A 19,206-nucleotide genomic window follows, 5' to 3' on the forward strand; every position below is an offset into this window, starting at 1 on the left:
GGGGCTCGCGCCCCCTCCCCACCCTTCCCGCTTTGCGGTATCGCTGCGGCGCTCAAGCCCAGAGGACGCCGCGGATGGCCAAGGACCTGCCTGTCTCCCCCCTCGCCCAGGAATTGCCGGCCATGCCGCCGGTCGCGGGCGTGACGCTCGGCGTGGCGGCGGCGGGAATCCGATACAAGGGCCGCAACGACCTCACCCTCATGGAATTCACGCCCGGCACCACGGTGGCCGGCGTGTTCACCCGCAACAAATGCCCCGGAGCGCCGGTGGATTGGTGCCGCGCCGCGCTGAAGGGTGGCCGCGCGCGCGCCCTGGTGGTGAATGCCGGCAACGCCAACGTGTTCACCGGCAAGCCGGGGCGCGACGCGGTGAAGGCCACCGCCGATGCCGCGGCCGGGCTGGTCGGCTGCAAGCCGCGCGAGGTGTTCCTGGCCTCCACCGGCGTGATCGGCGAAACGCTGCCGCATGAGAAGCTGACTGCGGCCCTGCCGGCGCTGCACGGCACACTTGCCGCCGATGGCTGGGGCGAGGCGGCGCGCGGCATCATGACCACAGACACCTTTCCCAAGGGCTGCGTGCGCACCGCCCGGATCGGCGAGACCGAGGTGACGTTGGCCGGCATTGCCAAGGGCAGCGGCATGGTGGCGCCCGACATGGCGACCATGCTGTGCTTCATCGCCACCGACGCCAAGATTCCAGCCGCCGCGCTCCAGGCCATGCTGGCGAAGGGCGTGGATGCGAGCTTCAACCGCACCACGGTGGATTCCGACACCTCGACCAGCGACACGGTGCTGGTGTTCGCCACCGGCCAGGCGAAGCATGCCCGCGTGCCGGCCGAGGGCGGCAAGATGCTGAAGGATTTTGCCCGCGCCTTGAATGAGCTGCTGCTGGACCTCGCGCTCCAGGTGGTGCGCGATGGCGAAGGGGCGCAGAAACTGGTGCGCATCGACGTCACCGGCGCCACCACGGCGCGTTCGGCGCAGAAGATCGCCATGGCCATCGCCAACTCGCCCCTGGTGAAAACCGCTATCGCCGGCGAGGACGCCAATTGGGGCCGCATCGTCATGGCGGTCGGCAAGGCCGGCGAGCCGGCGGAGCGCGACCTGCTCTCGGTGGCGGTGGGCGGCACCTGGATGGCCCGCGAGGGCGGCGTGGTGCCGGGCTATGACGAGGGCCCGGTGGTGACGCACATGAAGGGGCGCGAAATCGAGATCGCGGTGGATATCGGCCTTGGCAAGGGCCGCGCCACCGCCTGGACCTGCGACCTGACGCATGGCTACATCGACATCAACGGGTCGTATCGGAGCTGAGCCCCGGCGCCCCGGGCACCACCGGCCCGCCGCACCTTCCGTCTGCCGGGCGCGCAGCTCAGCCGAGATGCAGCGTCAGCAGGATCAGTTCGTGGTCGCTCAGCACGGTGCCGTCCGGGGCCAGCGCCGGTACCACCGCTGGCTCCCCGGCGCGCAGGCCGCGGGTGCAGAACCAGTCCAGCTGCCGGGTGCCGCAGCCGGCGCTCCAGTGGCTCGGCCGCGTGGTCGGCGCGGCGCGGTTGCAGGCGGACCAGTCGTAGCCGCGGGCGATCGCCTCGGCGAACAACGTCTCACGCGCGTCGCCGAGGCCGCCCTCGGCCTCCACCGCGGTGTTCAGGTCGCCGCCGATCACCACCGGCAGGGCACCGGCGCGGGCCTCGATGGCGTCGAGCAGGAAGCGCATCTGCCGGGCGCGCCCCGGGAAATCGGCGCGGCTCTCTAGATGCACGGCGCAGCCGATGAAATCCTGCCCGGCATGGGTGAAGGTCGCCGCCACCGCCATGCGGTTGCCGATGCGCCGCTGGCCGCCCTTGGCGTCGACATACCAGTCGGCCTCGTCCAGCAGCCGCACCACGAAGGGGTCGCGCGCCGGCAGCGCGCTGGTGAAGCCGTTGCCGTGGAAGCCGAGCCTGTGGTCCGGCGCGTTGCCGGCCCGGGCGAAGGGCGCCGGCATCACCGCCAGCTCCAGGAACTCCACCGCGAAGCCGTGGGACTGGCCGAGCAGCGCCGCCACATCGGCGGTGGTGTGGCGCTGGAAGGTGCGGTGCAGCCCGTTATCGACCTCGCTGAGCAGCGCCAGGGATACACCGTGCCGCGCCAGCAGCGCCGCCGAGGCTTCCGGGTACAGGCACCGCTCCAGGTTCCAGGCGGCGATGCGCAGCGGGCCTTCCGGCGCCGGCCGGGTGACCCGCCCGCCGAGCTCGACCTCGCGGAAGGCAGACAGCGCGGCCATGGCGGCATCATGCGCGTCCCGCTCAGGCGGCAGGGTGCGCAGCTTGGCCATCTGACCGGAACTGACCGGCGTCAGCGCCGGCCGGGCGGTGGTGAACGGGCCGATGAACGGCGCGGGGGCGATGTCCGACATGGACGGCCGAGTAGACGCGGGCTGTGATGCGGCGATGACGCGCGCATGACGATCCGGCGTCAGACCACGCCAGAGCGGCCCATCTCCAGGAACTTCTCGCGCCGGCGCGCCTTCAGCGTGCCGCCATCCAGCGCCAGCAGCGGCTCCAGCGAGGCCCAGACCTTGTCGCCCACCGCCTGCACGGTGGCGGCGGCATCGCGATGCGCGCCGCCCAGCGGCTCCGGCACCACGCCATCGACCAGCGCCAGGCGGGACAGGTCCTGCGCCGTCAGCTTCAGCGCGTCGGCCGCGGTCGGCGCCTGCGCCGCGTCGCGCCACAGGATGGAGGCACAGCCTTCCGGGCTGATCACGGAATAGATCGAATGCTCCAGCATCAGCACCCGGTCGGCGGCGGCCAGGGCGATGGCGCCGCCCGAGCCGCCCTCGCCGATGATGGTGGCGACGAAGGGCACCGGCGCATCGAGTCCGGCCTCGATCGAGCGGGCGATGGCCTCCGCCTGGCCGCGCGCCTCGGCCTCGACTCCGGGAAAGGCGCCGGCGGTGTCGACAAAGGAAAGGATGGGCAGGCCAAAGCGGCCGGCCAGCTCCATCAGCCGGCGGGCCTTGCGGTAGCCTTCCGGCTTGGCGGACCCGAAATTGTGCCGGATGCGGCTCTCCGTGTCGGTGCCCTTCTCGGTGCCCAGCACCATCACCGCCTGGCCACGGAACCGGCCCATGCCGCCCACCACCGCGGCGTCATCGGCGAAGGCGCGATCGCCGGCCAGCGGAATGAAGCCCTCGATCAGCGCGTCCACGTAGGTCAGGCATTTCGGCCGCTCCGGGTGGCGCGCCACCTGGGTCTTCTGCCACGGCGTCAGCTTTGCATAGGTCGCCTGCAGCAACTTTTCCGCCTTGTCGGACAGCTTGCCGACTTCCTCGGCCACGTCGATGCCGCCGGCATTGGTGGTGCGGCGCAGTTCCTCGATCTTGCCTTCCAGCTCGGCAAGCGGCTTCTCGAAATCCAGGAAGTGACGCATCGCGATCCCGTCTTTGGCGGCACCCGGAAGCTTGGGCGCGGAAAGCGGGTGGCCTAGCGCAGACGCGGCGTCAAGGCCAGCCAGCACCGCTCAGCCGGGATAGCGCTCGAAGCCCGGCAGCGCGTCCAGCCTGTCCATCCACGGCAGCCGCTCGGCCAGCTGGATCTGCGCGCCGGGCGGCAGGGCGGCGGGATCGTCCAGCGTGCCGCTCTGCACGTCCACCATGCCGGGCAGCATGGCCTCGTTCACGTAGAACAGGCCTGTGCCGCATGCGGCGCAGAAGCGGCGGCGGCCATGCTCGGAGGAGCGGTATTCCCGGGGTTCGCCCGTGACCTGCAGGTGCTGGGCCGGCACCATCACCCAGCCCACCATGGGCGCCCCGGCATGGCGCCGGCAATCGCCGCAATGGCAGAGCGCGTGGTGCAGCACCTCCATCTCCGGCATGGCGTAGTGGATGGCCCCGCAATGGCAGCGTCCGGTGAGCATCAGGCAACCTCAGGGATGGTGACGCCGCGATCCTGGCACGGCCGGGAACCTGCTGTCGCGCGGGACCGGTCAGGCCAATGGGTGATGGGTTTCCACCAGCTCGCGCAGCCGCTCCTCCAGCACCCGGGTGTAGATCTGCGTGGTGGCGATGTCGGCGTGGCCGAGCAGCATCTGCAGCGCCCGCAGGTCGGCGCCGCCTTCCAGCAGGTGGCTGGCGAAGGAATGGCGCAGCACGTGTGGGCTGACCTTGGCCGGATCGAGTCCCGCCTCCAGCGCCGCCTGCTTCACCAGCAGCACCAGGCTCTGCCGCGTCAGGTGGCCGGAGGCGCCATAGGATGGAAACAGCCATTTCGATGGCTTCTTCGGGTCCTGCAATCCGAGCACGGCGGTGCGCGCCCGGCCGGAAATCGGCACCAGCCGGTCCTTGTTGCCCTTGCCGCGCACCAGGATCAGCGCGCTATCCTGCGCCAGGGCGCTGGCCGGCAGGCCCACCAGCTCCGATGCGCGCAGCCCGGAGCAATACAGCAATTCCAGCATCGCCACGGTGAGCGGCCCGCGCTTGCCCGGCAGCCGCGCCGCGGCGTCCAGCAACGCCGTCACCTCGGCGGCGCGCAGCGCCTTGGGCAGCGACTTGCCCTGGCGCGGGCTGTCCAGCAGCTCCGTCGGGTCGTCCGGTCGCACGCCCTCCCGGGCGAGGAAGCGGAAGAACTGGCGCATGGCGGACAGGCGGCGCGCGGCGGTGCGGGCCGACAGCCCTTCCTCCGCCAGCCGGGCCAGGTAGGCGCGCAGCGCATCGGCCGAGGCCGCGGCCAGGCCGCGCGGTTCCCGCTGCCGCAGAAAGGCCGCCAAATCCCCGAGGTCGGCGGCATAGGCGGCGAGCGTGTTGCGCGCTGCGCCGCGCTCGGCGGCCAGCATCTCCAGGAAAGCCTCGAGGTGGCGATCCATGCCCCCAAGCCCCGGGAGCTGTCTCAGCGCGCGTTGAAGCGCTCATTCGGTAAGGCGCGCTCCACCGGCTGCGGCGTCACCGCGGGCGGAAAGGCGGCCATCACCAGCAGGCCGCCCACGACGGCGACCAGAAGAACCAGGATCAACAGAAACACAGGACGGCGGAACATGGAGTCGGGACAACCCTCGCGCGCGGAGCGTGATGTGCTAGCTTCCGCCCCCGTGTCACGCAACCTCGACTTCCCGATCCTCCCAGCGGATGCCTCCGCGGCCTCCGCGATGCCCCTTCCCGCCGCCCTTCCGGCGATGCCGGCAACCGCAGGCCGCGCCGGCACGGGCATCGGGCGTTCCATCGTGCTGATCGGGCTACCGGGCGCCGGCAAGTCGTCGGTGGGCAAGCGGCTGGCGCAGCTACTCGGCCTGCCCTTCCACGATGCCGACCTGGAGATCGAGGCCGCCGCCGGACTGCCGATCACCGAGATCTTCAACCGCTATGGCGAGCCGCATTTCCGCGAAGGCGAGCGCCGCGTCATCGGCCGCCTGCTGGCGGGGCCGCCGCTGGTGCTGGCCACCGGCGGCGGCGCCTATGTGGACGCGGAAACGCGCCGTGCGATCCGCGAATCGGGCGCCCTGTCGGTGTGGCTCCGGGCCGAGATCCCCGTGCTGCTGCCGCGCGTGTCCAACCGCGCCACGCGTCCGCTGTTCCTGCAGCAGGATCCGCGGGCTGTGCTGGAGCGGCTGAAGGCGGCGCGCTACCCGATCTATGCCGAGGCCGATCTCGCCGTGGACTGCCTCGATGAATCGCCGGAGGACACCACCGGCCGCGTGCGCATGGCGATCGAGAGCTTCTCCGCCCCCGCCCGGCTGCCGGTGGCCTTGCTGGAGCGCGAATACGACGTGGTGGTGGGCGAGGGCCTTCTGGAGCGCGCAGGCGGGCTGCTGTCCGGCGTCCTGCCGGCGCGCCGCGTCGCCATCATCAGCGACGCTTCCGTGGCGGCGCTGCACCTGCCGGCCCTGCGGCACGGCCTGCAGGCGGGCGGCTTCGAGATCCGCGCCGCCCTGACGATTCCGCCCGGCGAGGGCAGCAAGAGCCTCGCCACCTTTGGCCGCGTGCTGGAGGAGCTGCTGGCCGCCGGCATCGACCGCGACACAGCCGTTGTGGCCTTGGGTGGTGGCGTGGTGGGTGATCTGGCGGGCTTCGTCGCCGCCTCGGCGTTACGCGGCCTGCCCTTCGTGCAGGTGCCGACCACGCTGCTGGCCCAGGTGGACAGCTCGGTGGGCGGCAAAACCGGGATCAACCTCGCCGCGGGCAAGAACCTCGCCGGCGCCTTCTGGCAGCCCCGCATCGTGCTAGCCGACACCGGGGTGCTGCGCACCCTGCCAGCGCGCGAGCGGCGCGCCGGCTATGCCGAGGTGGCGAAGCACGGGCTGTTGCAGGGCCCGCTCTGGGAATGGTGCGAAGCGGAGGGTGCCCGCGCCGTGGCCGGCGATTCCGTGGCGCTGCGCCACGCCGTGTTGGAAAGCTGCCGGCTGAAATCCGCCGTGGTGGCCGCCGACGAGCGCGAGGAAAGCGCCGAGGGCGGCCGGGCCCTGCTCAATCTTGGTCACACCTTCGGCCATGCGGTGGAGGCCGAATGCGGCTATGACGGCTCCCTGCTGCATGGCGAGGCGGTGGCGCTCGGCCTGGGCCTCGCCGCCCGGCTATCGGCGCGGCTCGGCTTCTGCGAGGCGGCGCTGCCCGGCCGGGTGGAGGCCCACCTCGCCGCCGCCGGCCTGCCCGCCCGTCTGGCGGAGCTGCCGCGGCGCTTCGCGGTGGACACGCTGATGCGCCGCATGCGCAAGGACAAGAAGGTGCGCGACGGCCGGATGCGTTTCGTGCTGCTGCGCGGTCCCGGCCAAGCCTTCACCTCGGCCGAGGTGCCTCCGGCCGAGGTCGAGGCGCTGCTGCGCGACGAAGGCTGTTCCGGCTGAGATCTCCGCCGGCCGCCATCCTGTCGTGATGGCCATCGGACGCAACCCGGCCATGCCGCCCTTACCGGAGCAGGATGCGCGTGTCATATGGCAGGGTTCCTGCTGCACCGCATCATGCCGGAGGCTTTCTGGATGCCCCTCTCCGCCCCTGCCCGCCGCGCGCCGCTGCACCAGCGGCGCCTGGAGATGCAAGGCTTCGAGCGCGAGGACGGGCTGTTCGACATCGAAGGCTACCTCGCCGACACCAAGAGCCTGGCCTTCGACACGCTGGACCGCCACCTGGAGCCCGGCGACGTGCTGCACGGCATGTGGATCCGGCTGACGGTGGATGCCGAGCTGCTGATCCACCATTGCGAGGCGGTGAGCGACCACACGCCCTATGCCATCTGCCCCGGCGCGGCGCCCAGCTTCGGCCGGCTGGCCGGGCTGACGATCGGTCCCGGCTTCAACCGGGCGGTGCAGGAGCGGGTCGGCGGCACGGTGGGCTGCACCCACCTGCGGGAGATGCTGTCGCAGCTCGCCACCGTGGCCTACCAGACGACCTATGCCGCGCGCCGCCGCAAGCGGGAAGCCGCGGCCGGCACGACCTCCGCACCGCGCAAGGCGCCGGCCCTGATCGGCACCTGCCTGGCTTATGCTCCGGACAGCCCGGTGGTGGCGCGGCAATGGCCCGACCACGTCGCCGCCATGGCGGCCCCTACTCGTCCCGACTGAAGAAGGCGCTGATGAAGCGCCGCAGGCCGGACGGCGGCGGCGCGGCGGCGGCTTCCAGAAAGGTGTCCGAGGGCGGCCCCAGCCGTGCGGCGATGGCCTGCACCTTGGGATCGCCGGGGAGCAGCATGGCGGCCTCGGCGGCGACGCGGCGGGCCTCCTCCGGGCGGCCGGTGCGCTCCAGTGCCCGTGCCAGTCCGATATGCGCGGCACCCAGCTCCGGCGCCGCCGCCAGGGCGTCGCGGAACACCGGCTCGGCATCCTCGGGCGCGCCGATCACCAGCAGCAGCTGGCCGAGCCACAGAAAGGCTCCGGCCTCGGTGCCGCCCTCGGCGATCACCTGACGCGCCACGGCGATGGCCTGATCGCGGTCGCCCCGCGCCGCCAGGGTGTGGCTGAGCCCGAGCAGCGCCTGGCGATCAACCGGGTCAACCTGCAGCGTGCCGCGGAACATCGCCTCCGCCTCGTCCACCTTGCCAGTGTTCAGCAGCAGATGGCCGAAATGCGCCCGCAGCCCGGCGTCCTGCGGCGCCGCCTCAATGCCTCTGCGGCACAGCTCCACCGCCTCCTCCGGCCGGCCCTGGCTGCCCATCACCAGGCTGAGCCCCTGGTAGATGTGGCCAACATCGGCCCGCAGCGCGAGGGCGGCACGGAACGGCGCCTCCGCCGCCTCCACCGCGCCCATGCCGAGCAAGGCATGGGCTGCATGCGACTGGCTGGCGAAATCCCCCGGCGCCAGCGACGCCTGTTGTTGCGCCAGCGCCCGGGCCTGCGCCTCGCGCCCGGTGCCGCGCAGTTCCTGCACCCGCTGCGGCAGCAGGCGCCCGATGTCGTGCTCCCGCACCATCGGGTGCAGGCCGAGTTCCAGCGCCCGGTTCCAGAGCCGGTTGGCCATGGCCACATGGCCGCGCCGGAACGCTGCGTTGCCAGCGTGGCGGAACCAGTGCGGCGAGGTCTGCCGGCGTGCCCGCATCAGCTGCGCCAGTCCCGGAAGGTCGCGCGCCAGCACCCGCTCCAGCACCCGCGCCAGGAAGGCACTGTCGACCAGCAGCCAGATCGAGGCGTGGTCCATGAAAGGCGTGCGCAGCCAGTGCACACCGGCCCGTGCCAGCAGGCCCGCGTGGTCGCGATCCTCCGGCATGTAGGGATCGGCGAGAATGGCGGCGAAGGCGCCGGGCTCGCCGGGGGCGACCATCATGGCGCCCATGGCACCATGCAGCGCCGGCTGGTGGTAGCGGTGGAAGCGGGTGTCCCACGGCACCTCCGCCGGCGCGATCGAGCTTTGCGGGCAGACTGCGAAGGCGTGCTCGATGCCGAGCAGCGCGGCGTGCTTCAGCGCGGCATAGCCGCCCATGCTGTAGCCATAGGTCACCGCCGGGCCGGGAATGGCGGCGCGCACCGCCGGCGCCGCGGCGGCCACCGAGGCGGCCGGAAACCAGTTCTCGCGCTTGGCCACGAAGCCGATGGCGTTGAGGCCGAGCTTGGACACCACCTCCTGTCCCCAGATCTGCGTGCCATTGGGGCGGAAGGTAAGGTCGGAGAAGGTCACCAGCGTGGCCGCGCCGGGCTCCGCCGCGGCCACGGGATGATGCACCGCCAGCAGGTGCTCGTCCTCGAAAAGAATGATGCTTTTCATCATTGCCCCACCGCCGCGTCAGCCCGCGCCGGGCGCGGTCCCCGGTGCCTGTGCCTCGTCCGGTGTCAGCAGCCGCAGCGACAGCGCGTGCAGGCCACCGCCGAATTCCGGCTCCAGCGCCGCGTGCACGGCGCGCGACCGGGCGACGCGGCTCTGCCCGGCAAAGGCGGGGCTGACGACGCGCACCGTGTAGTGGGTCTCGCCACCGGGCCGCGCGCCGGCATGGCCGGCATGCTGGTGACTATTATCGGTGATCTCGACCTCCGCCGGGGCAAAGGTCGAGAGCAGGGTGTGCCGCATGCGGTCCGCGCGCTTCAACATGACCGGAGGTTTTCCACGCCCTTGGGCCGCTGCCAAGCGAAAGGTTTGCCCAACGGCCCGGCTTTGCAGCCGGAGGTTGCCGGCCGCCTGCCCGCCTGCCTCCGCGCGGGGCTGGATTGTGCCGGCGGTTGGGCGGTGATGCCTTGCGGCCGCCCTCCGCCACGCCCATAAAGCAACGCAATGGCCCGCCGCGGCGCCCGTCCCCGATCCGACATCCCCACCGACGCCCCGCCCTGCGACGCCCCCGGCTGCGAGGCCCCGGGCGAGTTCCGCGCGCCGCGTGACCGGTCGCGGCTGCGGGATTACTACCATTTCTGCCTGGAGCATGTCCGCGCCTACAATCAGGCCTGGGACTACTACAAGGGCATGAATGCCGACGAGATCGAGCAGAACCTGCGCTCAGATAGCGGCTGGCAGCGTCCCACCTGGCCGCTTGGCCGGCTGGGCGGTGCCAAGCTGAACCCGGAGCTGTTCCGCGATCCGCTCGGCCTGTTCGGCCAGGCCCCGCCGACGCCGCGCAAGAGTGCCAAGGAAGCGCCACCCGAGTTGCGCGCCGCGCTGGATCTGATGGGGCTCGGCTGGCCGTTGGAACAGAATGACCTGCGCGCGCGTTACAAGGAACTCGCCAAGCGCTACCACCCGGACAGCAATGGCGGCGACAAATCGGCCGAGGACAAGCTGAAGGACATCAACCGCGCCTACAGCCTGTTGCGCAAGCGGCTGGCCGCCATGGCCGAGGCCGCCGCCTCCGGCCAGGCAGCGGAAAAGGCCGGCGGCAAACCGGCCACCAGCCGCGCGGCCTGAGCAACGCCGCCGAGGCAGCGTTGGCCATGGCCGGGGCTTTTCCCTGTCCGACCCCCCTGGACCGTGCGGCGCGCGCGGCCTGTAATGCGGCACGAGAATTGAGAGCGAAGAGAGCCCGATGAGCAAGGTCGCCACCCTTACCGAGAACCGCAGCACCAGCGCCATCAACCTGCCCGACATCACGGTCAAGGCGCGCGACGTGTTCGGCATCGACAGCGACCTCGAGGTCCCCGCCTTCTCGGTCACCACCGAGCATGTCCCCGAGGCCGACCCCACCTACAAGTTCGACCAGGACACGACGCTGGCCATCCTGGCCGGCTTCGCCTTCAACCGGCGCGTCATGGTCCAGGGCTATCACGGCACCGGCAAGTCGACGCATATCGAGCAGGTGGCGGCACGGCTGAACTGGCCCTGCATCCGCGTTAACCTCGACAGCCACATCTCCCGCATCGATCTGATCGGCAAGGACGCCATCGTCCTGAAGGACGGCAAGCAGGTCACCGAGTTCCGCGAGGGCATCCTACCCTGGGCGCTGCAGCACCCCTGCGCCATGGTGTTCGACGAGTATGATGCCGGCCGCCCGGACGTGATGTTCGTGATCCAGCGCGTGCTGGAGGTGGAAGGCAAGCTGACGCTGCTCGACCAGAACCGCGTGATCCGTCCGCATCCCGGCTTCCGCCTGTTCGCCACGGCCAACACGGTGGGCCTCGGCGATACCACCGGCCTGTACCATGGCACGCAGCAGATCAATCAGGGACAGATGGACCGCTGGAACATCGTGGCGACTCTGAACTACCTGCCGCATGCCCAGGAAAGCTCCATCGTCTCCGCCAAACTCGGCATCAAGCCCGATGACACGGCGGGCAAGAAGCAGATCGAGGCGATGGTGGCGCTGGCCGACCTGACCCGCGCCGGCTTCATCGCCGGTGACATCTCCACCGTGATGTCGCCGCGCACGGTCATCACCTGGGCCGAGAATGCCAAGATCTTCGGCGATGTCGGCTTCGCCTTCCGCCTGTCCTTCCTGAACAAGTGCGACGAGGCGGAGCGCTCCACCGTCGCCGAATACTACCAGCGCTGCTTCAACGAGGAGATCCCGACCGGGCTGATGGTCCGCAAGGGCTGATCCACCCGCTCCCGGAGGCCGCTGGCTTCCGGGATTTCGTGTTGGCAGCGGGAGAGTTGAGTGATGAGCGGATCCAAGGACCAGACCCGGCAGGAAGAATTCAAGCGCGCCACGGCCGGCGCCCTGCGCGCCATCGCCCGCAATGCCGAGGTTCAGGTGGCCTACCAGCCCGGACCGTCCGGCCTGGCCGGCAAGCGCGCCCGCCTGCCGCTGCCGACCCGTTCGCTGCCGCCGGCCGAGATGGCCAAGCTGCGCGGCGCGGCGGATGCCATCGCGCTGCGCCTGCGCCATCATGACGAGGCGGCCCACGCCGCCCGCACCCCGCAGCAGCGCGAGGCGCGGGAAGTGTTCGATGCGCTGGAACAGGCCCGCGTCGAGGTGGTGGGCAGCCAGCACATGCCCGGCGTGCGCGCCAACCTCGAGGCCAAGCTGGCCGAAAGCTGCGAGGCCGAGGGCTATGACCGGATGACCCGCAAGGACCAGTTGCCGCTGCCGGCGGCGCTGTCTCTGCTGGCGCGCGAGCGCCTGTCCGGCGAGGCCGCCCCCGCTGCCGCCCAGCGCATCCTGGAGCAGTGGCGCGACACGCTGGGCGAGAAGGCCGACAGCGCCCTGGCCGAGATGGCCGCCTCGCGCGACAGCCAAACCGAGTTCGCCCGGGCCGCCCGCAAGCTGCTCACGGCGCTCGACCTGGTCGAGGCCGAGGTGGAAGCCGAGGCGGAGGAGGACGAGGCTGGCGAGGATGGCAGCGAGGCCTCCTCCCAGCAGGACAATTCCGCCGAGGGCGAGTCGCAGACCGAGCAGCAGGATCCGACGCTGGGCGCCCAGCCCGAGGCCATGCAGGGTGAGGCGGCGGAAGACGAAGGCGACAGCCAGGAAGACGAGGACGGCGCCGCGGCTGAGGGTGAGGACCGCCCGGGCGGTCCGCAGCAGCGCAAGGAGGTGGCGCCCACCGACGACACCGCCCTGTACCGCGCCTTCACCAAGAAGTTCGACGAGGAGATCGAGGCCGAGGAGCTGTGCGACGCCGAGGAACTGGCCCGCCTGCGCCAACAACTCGACCAGCAGCTGTCCCACCTGCAGGGCGTCGTCTCCAAGCTGGCCAACCGGCTGCAGCGCCGCCTGCTGGCGCAGCAGCAGCGCGCCTGGGAGTTCGACCTCGAGGAAGGGCAGCTCGACGCCGCCCGCCTTGCCCGCATCGTCGCCAACCCGATGCTGTCGCTGTCCTACAAGCGCGAGCGCGAGGCGGATTTCCGCGACACCGTGGTCACCCTGCTGATCGACAATTCCGGCTCCATGCGGGGCCGGCCGATCTCGGTGGCGGCCATGTGCTGCGACATCCTGGCCCGCACGCTGGAGCGCTGCTCGGTAAAGGTGGAGATCCTGGGCTTCACCACGCGTGCCTGGAAGGGCGGCCAGAGCCGCGAGCGCTGGGTGCAGGAAGGCAAGCCGCGCAATCCGGGCCGGCTGAACGACCTGCGCCACGTGATCTACAAGAGCGCCGACGCGCCTTGGCGCCGCGCCCGCAAGAATCTGGGCCTGATGCTGCGCGAGGGACTGCTCAAGGAGAACATCGACGGCGAGGCGCTGGACTGGTCTTACCGCCGCCTGTTGCAGCGGCCGGAGCGGCGCCGCATCCTGATGGTGATCTCGGACGGCGCGCCGGTGGATGACAGCACCCTATCGGTGAACCCCGGAAACTACCTGGAGCGGCACCTGCGCAAGGTGATCCAGGATATCGAGCAGCGCGACTTCGTGGAGTTGATCGCCATCGGCATCGGCCATGACGTGACCCGCTACTATCGCCGCGCCGTGACCATCGTGGATGCCGAGGAGCTCGGCGGCACCATGATGAAGAAGCTGGCCGAGCTGTTCGACGAGGACGCCGCCGCCGCCTTCCAGCGTGCCGCCACCGAGCGGGCGCCGATGGTGGTGTGATCGCGTCCCGCCGCCGCGCCCTCCTGCTGGGGGCGCTGGCGCTGAGCGGGCTCGGCTCCTGCGCGCTGCTCGGCGGCGGCGATCCGGCAACACCCGCCGCGCCCCTTTCCGTGCCTTCCGACTCGGTCCTGGTGCCGCGCGGCCGGCTGCTGCTGGATCGTCGCGCCATGGGCTTCGGTGGGCTGTCGGGACTGCATGTCGACGACGACCTCCGCTACACGGCGGTCAGCGATCTGGGGCGCTGGGTGCAGGCACAGCTGGTGGCTGGGCCGGACGGTGTTCCCGTGGCGCTGAAAGATCTGCGCAGCGGGCCCCTGCGGCAGGATTTCCCCCTGCCGCTGCCGCGTCCGCTGATGCGGGACGCGGAAGCTTTGGCCCGGCTGCCGGATGGAACCTGGCTGGTTGCCTTCGAGCGCTGGCACCGGATCTGCGCCTATCCCGGCTTCGACCGGCGCTGCGAGCCGGTGTTGCAATCGCCCCCTGGGCTGGACGCGGCGCCGCCCAATGCAGGGCTGGAAAGCCTAACCGTACTGGCCGATGGGCGTTGGCTGGCGATCGCCGAAGGGCTCCAGGCCGGGGACGGCACCCTGCGGGCCTGGATCGGGCAGCCCAGCGCATGGGCCTCCCTGCGCTACCGCCCCAGCCCCGGCTACGTGCCCACCGATGCGGCGCCGCTGCCGGATGGCGGCGCCCTGGTGGTGGAGCGCAGCTTCTCCCTGCTTGGCGGCGGGTTCCGCGCCATGCTGCGGCGCCTGCCCGCCGCACAGCTGGCCCACCCGGCCACGGAGGCCGTGCTGGTCCCCCAGACGCTGATCGGGCCGGACGCCCTGCCGCACGACAATTGGGAAGGCGTCAGCGTGTTCCGCCACCGTGGCGAGTTGTGGGTGGCCATGCAGGTGGACGACAACGAGTTGTTCTTCCAGCAGGGCCAGCTGCTGTTCTTCAGCCTCCGGAACTGAGCGCGGGTTCCTCGGCCAGGCGGAACCGCGGCAGGGTCATCCAGGTGCGGGCGCCGACGCCGCGCAGCGCCTCGATGGTCAGGTCACCGCCATGCGCACGCAGCAACTGCCGCGCCACGGCCAGGCCGAGGCCGATGCCCCGCGTTCCTTCCCCGCCCAGCGCATGCCCGAGGTCGCCGGCGGCCAGCCCTGCCCCTTCATCCTCCACCAGGATGGCGAAGGTGTCATCGGCGCGGACCAGCCGCAGCTCGATCGGATCGCCCTCGCGGGTGTGGCGGACCGCGCGGGTGAGCACCTGGGCCAACGCACCTCGCAGAGCCCGGCGATCGGCCAGCACCGCCACGCCCTGGAACTCCGGCGCCAGGCGCCATTCCCGCCGGCCGGGCGCCACCGCCACCGCCACCTGATCCAGGGTGGCGCGCAGCAGCGGCTCCAGCATCAGGCGCTCCTCCCGCAGGATGCGGGGGCCGGTGCCACGCGCGGCCATGTCCTGCAGGTCCGCGGCGAGGCACAGCAGCGCGCGACCCGGCCCGGCCGCGGCAGCGCCGCTGGGCGGGTTCAGGGGGAGGTCCGTGCCGGCGGCGACCTCGCCCTGCCCGACCAGCTTCAGCCCCAGCGCATGCATCTCCTGGGCGCAGAGATGCAGGTGACGGCTGCGGGCGGCGAGGTCGGCAGCGATGGCCGCGGCCTCGCCGCGGGCCGTGCGGAGCTGCCGGCGCAGCCGCCAGCACTGCATGGCGAGCCCGGCGGCGAGGAACGCCAGCAACAGGCCGGCCAGGACGAGCGGCGGATCGTTCGCAAGGAAACCAGGATGGGCTGACATGCGGCCCATCCTGCGGGACGGACCTTGAGCAAACGTAAAAAAGCCGCGCCCCAGGAGCTTCCCCCGGGGCGCGGCTGTTCACACTGCTGTCAGCGGGAGCCTCGCAGCTCAGGCGGCCGGAGCGGCCGCCTTCTTCTCCTGGGCGCGCTGGATGCGGCGCTTCAGGGTCAGGGCCTCGGTCGGCAGCTTGCGGTCGGAGGTGCCGAGCAGAAAGGAATCCAGCCCGCCATTGTGCTCCACCGTGCGGATGCCATTGGTGGACAGCCGCAGCTGGATCGAGGTGCCCAGCACGTCGGAGAAGAACGACGTCGCCTGCAGGTTCGGCAGGAACCGGCGACGCGTCTTGTTGTTGGCGTGGCTGACGTTGTTGCCCGTCAACACGCCCTTGCCAGTGATGCCGCAACGGCGAGCCATGGCGCTAACCCTTCAAAAAACGGTCCGGGGCCACGGCAAGCACCGCACACCCTCGATGAAAAACAGAGCGCGCGTATGACCCGGCGGCCCGCCAGAGTCAAGGATCGCCGGCCCTGGCCTTCCGGGAAGCCGGGTCGGAACGGGTCCTACATGCCGTCCTGCGGCGGTCCCTGGCGCATTTCCGCCAGTTCACCCGATTCCACCGATGCCAGCGCGCTGCGCAGCACGTTGGCGATGGCGCGGTCCTCCATGGAGCGGGCCATCAGTCCCAGCGCGCCGCCCAGCAGCGCCGAGGCAACGGAGATCGGCGCGATCTTCTGCTCGATCATGTATTCGATCGCCTTGTCGACGACGGAGCCGGCGTGGCTCAGGTCTTCCGGGGCAACCCCCTGCGGATCCAGCTGCATATGGTGCCCTCCTGGTGCGAAGCGGTGACATAGTCACGTCAAGGCCGCAGCAAAACCCCCGGACCGGGATTCATCCGGTCACCGGGTCATGTGCCGGGCGGCGCCCAGCGCCGGCCTCGACACCCGCCGCGATCGCCGCCGCCTGGGCCCGCGCCGCCGCCTCGGCCGCCGCCACCGCCTCGGACTGGCGCCGCCACATCTGGGCGTAGACGCCGTCCTCGGCCATCAGGACGGTGTGGCTGCCGCGCTCGGCGACCTGCCCGTCGGCCAGCACGATGATCTCGTCCGCCTCCACCACGGTGGACAGGCGGTGCGCGATCACCAGCGTGGTGCGGCCGCGCGACACGTCGCGCAGCGCCGCCTGGATCTCCTGCTCGGTGCGGGTGTCGAGAGCGCTGGTGGCCTCGTCCAGGATCAGCACGCGCGGGTTCTTCAGGATGGTGCGGGCGATCGCCACGCGCTGCTTCTCGCCGCCCGACAGCTTCAGGCCGCGCTCGCCCACCCGCGTGTCGTAGCCATCCGGCAGGCGCAGCACGAAATCATGCACCTGGGCCAGCTTCGCCGCCTGCTCGACCTCCGCGTCCGAGGCATCGGGGCGGCCATAGGCGATGTTGTAGCGGATGGTGTCGTTGAACAGCACCGTGTCCTGCGGCACCACGCCGATGGCGTGGCGCAGGCTTTCCTGCGTCACGCCGCGGATCTCCTGCCCGTCCAGCAGGATCTCGCCGGACTGGGTGTCGTAGAAGCGGAACAGCAGGCGGGAAATGGTGGATTTGCCGGCGCCGGTGGGCCCGACGATGGCCAGCGTGCGGCCCGCCGGCACGTGGAAGGAGACGCCCTTCAGGATGGTGCGGTCGGGGCGGTAGCCGAAGCGCACGTCGCGGAACTCCAGCGCACCCGGGCCGGCGGCGAGCGGCCGCGCATCCGGCGCGTCGGCCACCTCCTGCTGTTCGCGCATCAGCGTGAACATGGCCTCCATGTCCACCAGACCCTGCTTCAGCTCGCGGTACACGAAGCCCAGGAAGTTGAGCGGCAGGTAGAGCTGGATCAGGTAGGTGTTCACCAGCACGAAATCGCCGACGCTCATGCGGCCGGCGGCGACGCCCTGCGCCGCCATCAGCATCACTGCGGTCAGCCCCAGCGCGATGATCGCCGCCTGCCCCATGTTCAGGTAGTTCAGCGTCACCTCGGAGCGGGTGTAGGCATGCTCGTAGCGTGCCAGCGTCGCGTCGTAGCGCCGCTCCTCGTGCTTCTCGTTGCCGAAATACTTGACCGTCTCGTAATTCAGCAGGCTGTCGATGGCCTTGGTGTTGGCTTCCTGGTCCATCTCGTTCATGGCGCGGCGGAAGCGCAGTCGCCAGTCGGTGAACACCAGGGTGAAGCCGATATACAGGCCGATGGTCAGCAGCGTCACGGCGGCGAAGGAGAAGGAGAACATCCCCCACAGGATGCCGGCGACGAACAGGATCTCGATCAGCGTCGGGATGATGTTGAACAGCATGAAGTCGAGCACGAAGTTGATGCCGCGCGTGCCGCGCTCGATCACACGGCTCATGCCGCCGGTCTGCCGGTCCAGGTGGAAGCGCAGCGACAGTGCGTGCAGGTGGCGGAACACCTGCAAGGCGATGACCCGCCCGGCGCGGGCCTGAACGCGGGTGAACACCGCGTCGCGCAGCTCCGCGAACCAGGAGGAGGTGATGCGCAGCAGGCCGTATCCCACCACCAGCGCCACCGGCACCGTCACCAGCGCGGCCGCGGCGCCGCCCTTCGGGCCCAGCGCATCCACCGCGCGGGCATAGACCAGCGGCACCAGCACATTGGCGCCCTTGGCCAGCAGCATCAGCCCCAGGGCGACCACCACGCGCGCCCGGAGCCCCGTCTCGCCCTTCGGCCACAGGTAGGGCGCCAGGGTGCGCAAGGTCTGCAGATGGCCGCGCGGTGGCACGACAGTGGGCGCGGGGGCAGGCATCAGCGGGCAGTCTCCGTGTCAGGGCCGGTTACATGGCGGCTCCGCCGGAGGGCCGCAATCCGCGACGCGGGCGCGGCAGACCCGCGATACGCCAAGGCGAAGATGTTTTCGTGACATCGCGCGGCGGAGTTCGCCCCGCGGCCCAGCCGGGCGTTGTGCTGTGCGGCAGCCCGGCCGCGCCGGCGCCGCAGCCCGACCGGAGGCCCCGCCCATGCCGCGTTCCGCTTCGCGTCCGCTTCTGCCAGCCCTGCTGGCCCTGGCTCTGCTGCTGCCGGCCTGGCCCGGCTGGGCCCAGCCGGCGGGCGGGCAGGCGGCGCCGCCGATGGACTGGTTCGACCTGGCCATGGGCTGCACCGCCGGGCTGGCGCTGTTTCTGCTGGGCGTCGCGCTGCTGGCAGACGGCCTGCGCGCCGCCGCCGGCGACCGGGCGAAGCGCCTGCTGGGCCACGCCACGGACGGCCCGCTGCGCGGCCTGCTGACCGGCACCGCGGCCACCACCCTGCTCGATTCCTCCTCCGTGACCATCATCCTGCTGATCGGGCTGGTGGATGCCGGGCTGGTGGGCTTCGCCCAGGCGCTGCCGGTGATCCTGGGCAGCAACATCGGCACCACCGTGTCGAGCCAGATCTTCGCCCTCGGCATTGAGGATTTCGCACCCATCCTGCTCGCCCTCGGCCTGCTGGCGCGCGCGCTGGCGCCCGAGCCGTGGCGCCACTGGGGCCTGGCCCTGGCCGGGCTCGGGCTGGTGTTGTTCGGCCTCGGCACGCTGGGGGAGGCGGTGAAGCCGCTGCAGGACCAGCCGGGCGTCACCGAATGGCTGCGATCCAGCGACGCGCCGCTGCGCGGCATGCTGATCGGCGCCGCCTTCACCCTGCTGATCCAGTCCTCCTCGGCGACCCTTGGGGTGGTGATCACCCTGGCCTCGCAGGGGCTGATCGACCTTCCGACCGGCCTCGCCATGATGCTCGGGGCGGAGATCGGCACCTGTTCCGACACGCTGCTGGCGACGCTGGGCCGCTCCCGCGCGGCGGTGCGGGCGGCGCTGTTCCACCTCGGCTTCAACATCGTCAGCGTGGCGGCGGGTCTGCTGCTGATCGATGCACTGGCCGGCTTCGCCGCCTGGTCGGCCGGCGACACGGCGCAGCAGATCGCCAATGCGCATGTTGCCTTCAACACCGTGGGCGCCCTGCTCTGCCTTTACGCCACCCCGGCCCTGGCCCGCTGGATGGATCGGCTGCTGCCCGACGGACGCGCCGGCCGCCCGGCGACCGCCGCCGCCGAATAGTGCC

The 19,206-nt window shown here is 71.3% G+C and carries 19 protein-coding genes; 8 read left to right on the plus strand and 11 right to left on the minus strand.

Annotation, left to right across the window (positions count from 1 at the left end):
* The first annotated feature begins 74 nt into the window (after positions 1 to 74).
* Positions 75 to 1,310 carry a bifunctional glutamate N-acetyltransferase/amino-acid acetyltransferase ArgJ gene (argJ, locus tag D2K64_RS02105; RefSeq protein ID WP_120006172.1) on the plus strand — a complete coding sequence of 412 codons (1,236 nt, stop codon included), beginning with the start codon at positions 75 to 77 and terminating at the stop codon, positions 1,308 to 1,310.
* 58 nt (positions 1,311 to 1,368) lie between these two features.
* Here the strand turns inward: argJ and D2K64_RS02110 are convergent, their stop codons facing one another.
* The 5 genes from D2K64_RS02110 to D2K64_RS25010 form a co-directional block, all read right to left on the minus strand.
* Complete coding sequence (locus D2K64_RS02110) at positions 1,369 to 2,394, minus strand: endonuclease/exonuclease/phosphatase family protein (protein ID WP_120006174.1); 1,026 nt, start codon at positions 2,392 to 2,394, stop codon at positions 1,369 to 1,371.
* 59 nt (positions 2,395 to 2,453) lie between these two features.
* The gene (locus D2K64_RS02115) at positions 2,454 to 3,410 is read right to left on the minus strand and encodes an acetyl-CoA carboxylase carboxyltransferase subunit alpha (protein WP_120006176.1); all 957 of its coding nucleotides are present in this window, start codon (positions 3,408 to 3,410) and stop codon (positions 2,454 to 2,456) included.
* Positions 3,411 to 3,500: 90 nt separating this feature from the next.
* Positions 3,501 to 3,896: a GFA family protein gene (locus D2K64_RS02120; protein WP_120006178.1), complete on the minus strand. Its 396-nt coding sequence runs from the start codon at positions 3,894 to 3,896 to the stop codon at positions 3,501 to 3,503.
* A 69-nt stretch (positions 3,897 to 3,965) separates the two neighbouring features.
* The gene (locus D2K64_RS02125) at positions 3,966 to 4,841 is read right to left on the minus strand and encodes a site-specific tyrosine recombinase XerD (protein WP_120006180.1); all 876 of its coding nucleotides are present in this window, start codon (positions 4,839 to 4,841) and stop codon (positions 3,966 to 3,968) included.
* A 23-nt stretch (positions 4,842 to 4,864) separates the two neighbouring features.
* Complete coding sequence (locus D2K64_RS25010; protein WP_202910431.1) at positions 4,865 to 5,011, minus strand: hypothetical protein; 147 nt, start codon at positions 5,009 to 5,011, stop codon at positions 4,865 to 4,867.
* 109 nt (positions 5,012 to 5,120) lie between these two features.
* On the opposite strand from D2K64_RS25010, the gene aroB reads away from it, so the two are divergent.
* Both aroB and D2K64_RS02135 read left to right on the plus strand, forming a co-directional pair.
* Positions 5,121 to 6,812 carry a 3-dehydroquinate synthase gene (gene aroB / locus D2K64_RS02130; RefSeq protein ID WP_370764299.1) on the plus strand — a complete coding sequence of 564 codons (1,692 nt, stop codon included), beginning with the start codon at positions 5,121 to 5,123 and terminating at the stop codon, positions 6,810 to 6,812.
* 87 nt (positions 6,813 to 6,899) lie between these two features.
* Complete coding sequence (locus D2K64_RS02135; RefSeq protein WP_238383954.1) at positions 6,900 to 7,526, plus strand: DUF2889 domain-containing protein; 627 nt, start codon at positions 6,900 to 6,902, stop codon at positions 7,524 to 7,526.
* On the opposite strand, the gene D2K64_RS02140 is transcribed toward D2K64_RS02135, so the two are convergent.
* Positions 7,510 to 9,159 carry a tetratricopeptide repeat protein gene (locus tag D2K64_RS02140; RefSeq protein WP_157985688.1) on the minus strand — a complete coding sequence of 550 codons (1,650 nt, stop codon included), beginning with the start codon at positions 9,157 to 9,159 and terminating at the stop codon, positions 7,510 to 7,512. The genes D2K64_RS02135 and D2K64_RS02140 overlap by 17 nt on opposite strands.
* Before the next feature lie 18 nt (positions 9,160 to 9,177).
* Positions 9,178 to 9,480: a BolA family protein gene (locus tag D2K64_RS02145; protein WP_120006186.1), complete on the minus strand. Its 303-nt coding sequence runs from the start codon at positions 9,478 to 9,480 to the stop codon at positions 9,178 to 9,180.
* Between the two features lie 180 nt (positions 9,481 to 9,660).
* Between D2K64_RS02145 and D2K64_RS02150 the strand changes: the two genes are divergently transcribed.
* The 4 genes from D2K64_RS02150 (at position 9,661) to D2K64_RS02165 (ending at position 14,304) form a co-directional block, all read left to right on the plus strand.
* Entirely contained in the window at positions 9,661 to 10,284 is a 624-nt protein-coding gene (locus D2K64_RS02150) for a J domain-containing protein (RefSeq protein WP_120006188.1), read from the plus strand.
* Positions 10,285 to 10,402: 118 nt separating this feature from the next.
* The gene (cobS, locus tag D2K64_RS02155) at positions 10,403 to 11,410 is read left to right on the plus strand and encodes a cobaltochelatase subunit CobS (protein ID WP_120006190.1); all 1,008 of its coding nucleotides are present in this window, start codon (positions 10,403 to 10,405) and stop codon (positions 11,408 to 11,410) included.
* Between the two features lie 63 nt (positions 11,411 to 11,473).
* Positions 11,474 to 13,345 (plus strand): cobaltochelatase subunit CobT, encoded by a 1,872-nt coding sequence (cobT, locus tag D2K64_RS02160; protein ID WP_120006192.1) that lies wholly within the window; start codon positions 11,474 to 11,476, stop codon positions 13,343 to 13,345.
* A complete protein-coding gene (locus tag D2K64_RS02165) occupies positions 13,342 to 14,304 on the plus strand; it encodes an esterase-like activity of phytase family protein (RefSeq protein WP_120006194.1) in 963 nt (320 codons plus the stop codon). The genes cobT and D2K64_RS02165 overlap by 4 nt, the downstream gene beginning before the upstream one ends.
* On the opposite strand, the gene D2K64_RS02170 is transcribed toward D2K64_RS02165, so the two are convergent.
* From D2K64_RS02170 to D2K64_RS02185, 4 genes are all read right to left on the minus strand, one after another.
* On the minus strand, positions 14,288 to 15,127 hold the full coding sequence (locus D2K64_RS02170) for a sensor histidine kinase (RefSeq protein ID WP_120006197.1): 840 nt from the start codon (positions 15,125 to 15,127) through the stop codon (positions 14,288 to 14,290). The genes D2K64_RS02165 and D2K64_RS02170 overlap by 17 nt on opposite strands.
* 108 nt (positions 15,128 to 15,235) lie before the next feature.
* Positions 15,236 to 15,541: a 50S ribosomal protein L28 gene (gene rpmB / locus D2K64_RS02175; RefSeq protein WP_120006199.1), complete on the minus strand. Its 306-nt coding sequence runs from the start codon at positions 15,539 to 15,541 to the stop codon at positions 15,236 to 15,238.
* A 146-nt stretch (positions 15,542 to 15,687) separates the two neighbouring features.
* Entirely contained in the window at positions 15,688 to 15,948 is a 261-nt protein-coding gene (locus D2K64_RS02180; protein WP_120006201.1) for a hypothetical protein, read from the minus strand.
* Positions 15,949 to 16,018: 70 nt separating this feature from the next.
* Positions 16,019 to 17,917, minus strand: a complete 1,899-nt coding sequence (locus D2K64_RS02185; protein ID WP_120006203.1) for an ABCB family ABC transporter ATP-binding protein/permease — start codon at positions 17,915 to 17,917, stop codon at positions 16,019 to 16,021.
* Positions 17,918 to 18,128: 211 nt separating this feature from the next.
* Between D2K64_RS02185 and D2K64_RS02190 the strand changes: the two genes are divergently transcribed.
* Complete coding sequence (locus tag D2K64_RS02190) at positions 18,129 to 19,202, plus strand: Na/Pi cotransporter family protein (protein ID WP_202910433.1); 1,074 nt, start codon at positions 18,129 to 18,131, stop codon at positions 19,200 to 19,202.
* Positions 19,203 to 19,206 lie beyond the last annotated feature (4 nt).

It is taken from the genome of Teichococcus vastitatis (assembly GCF_003604215.1).
Taxonomy (GTDB): Bacteria; Pseudomonadota; Alphaproteobacteria; order Acetobacterales; family Acetobacteraceae; genus Pseudoroseomonas; species Pseudoroseomonas vastitatis.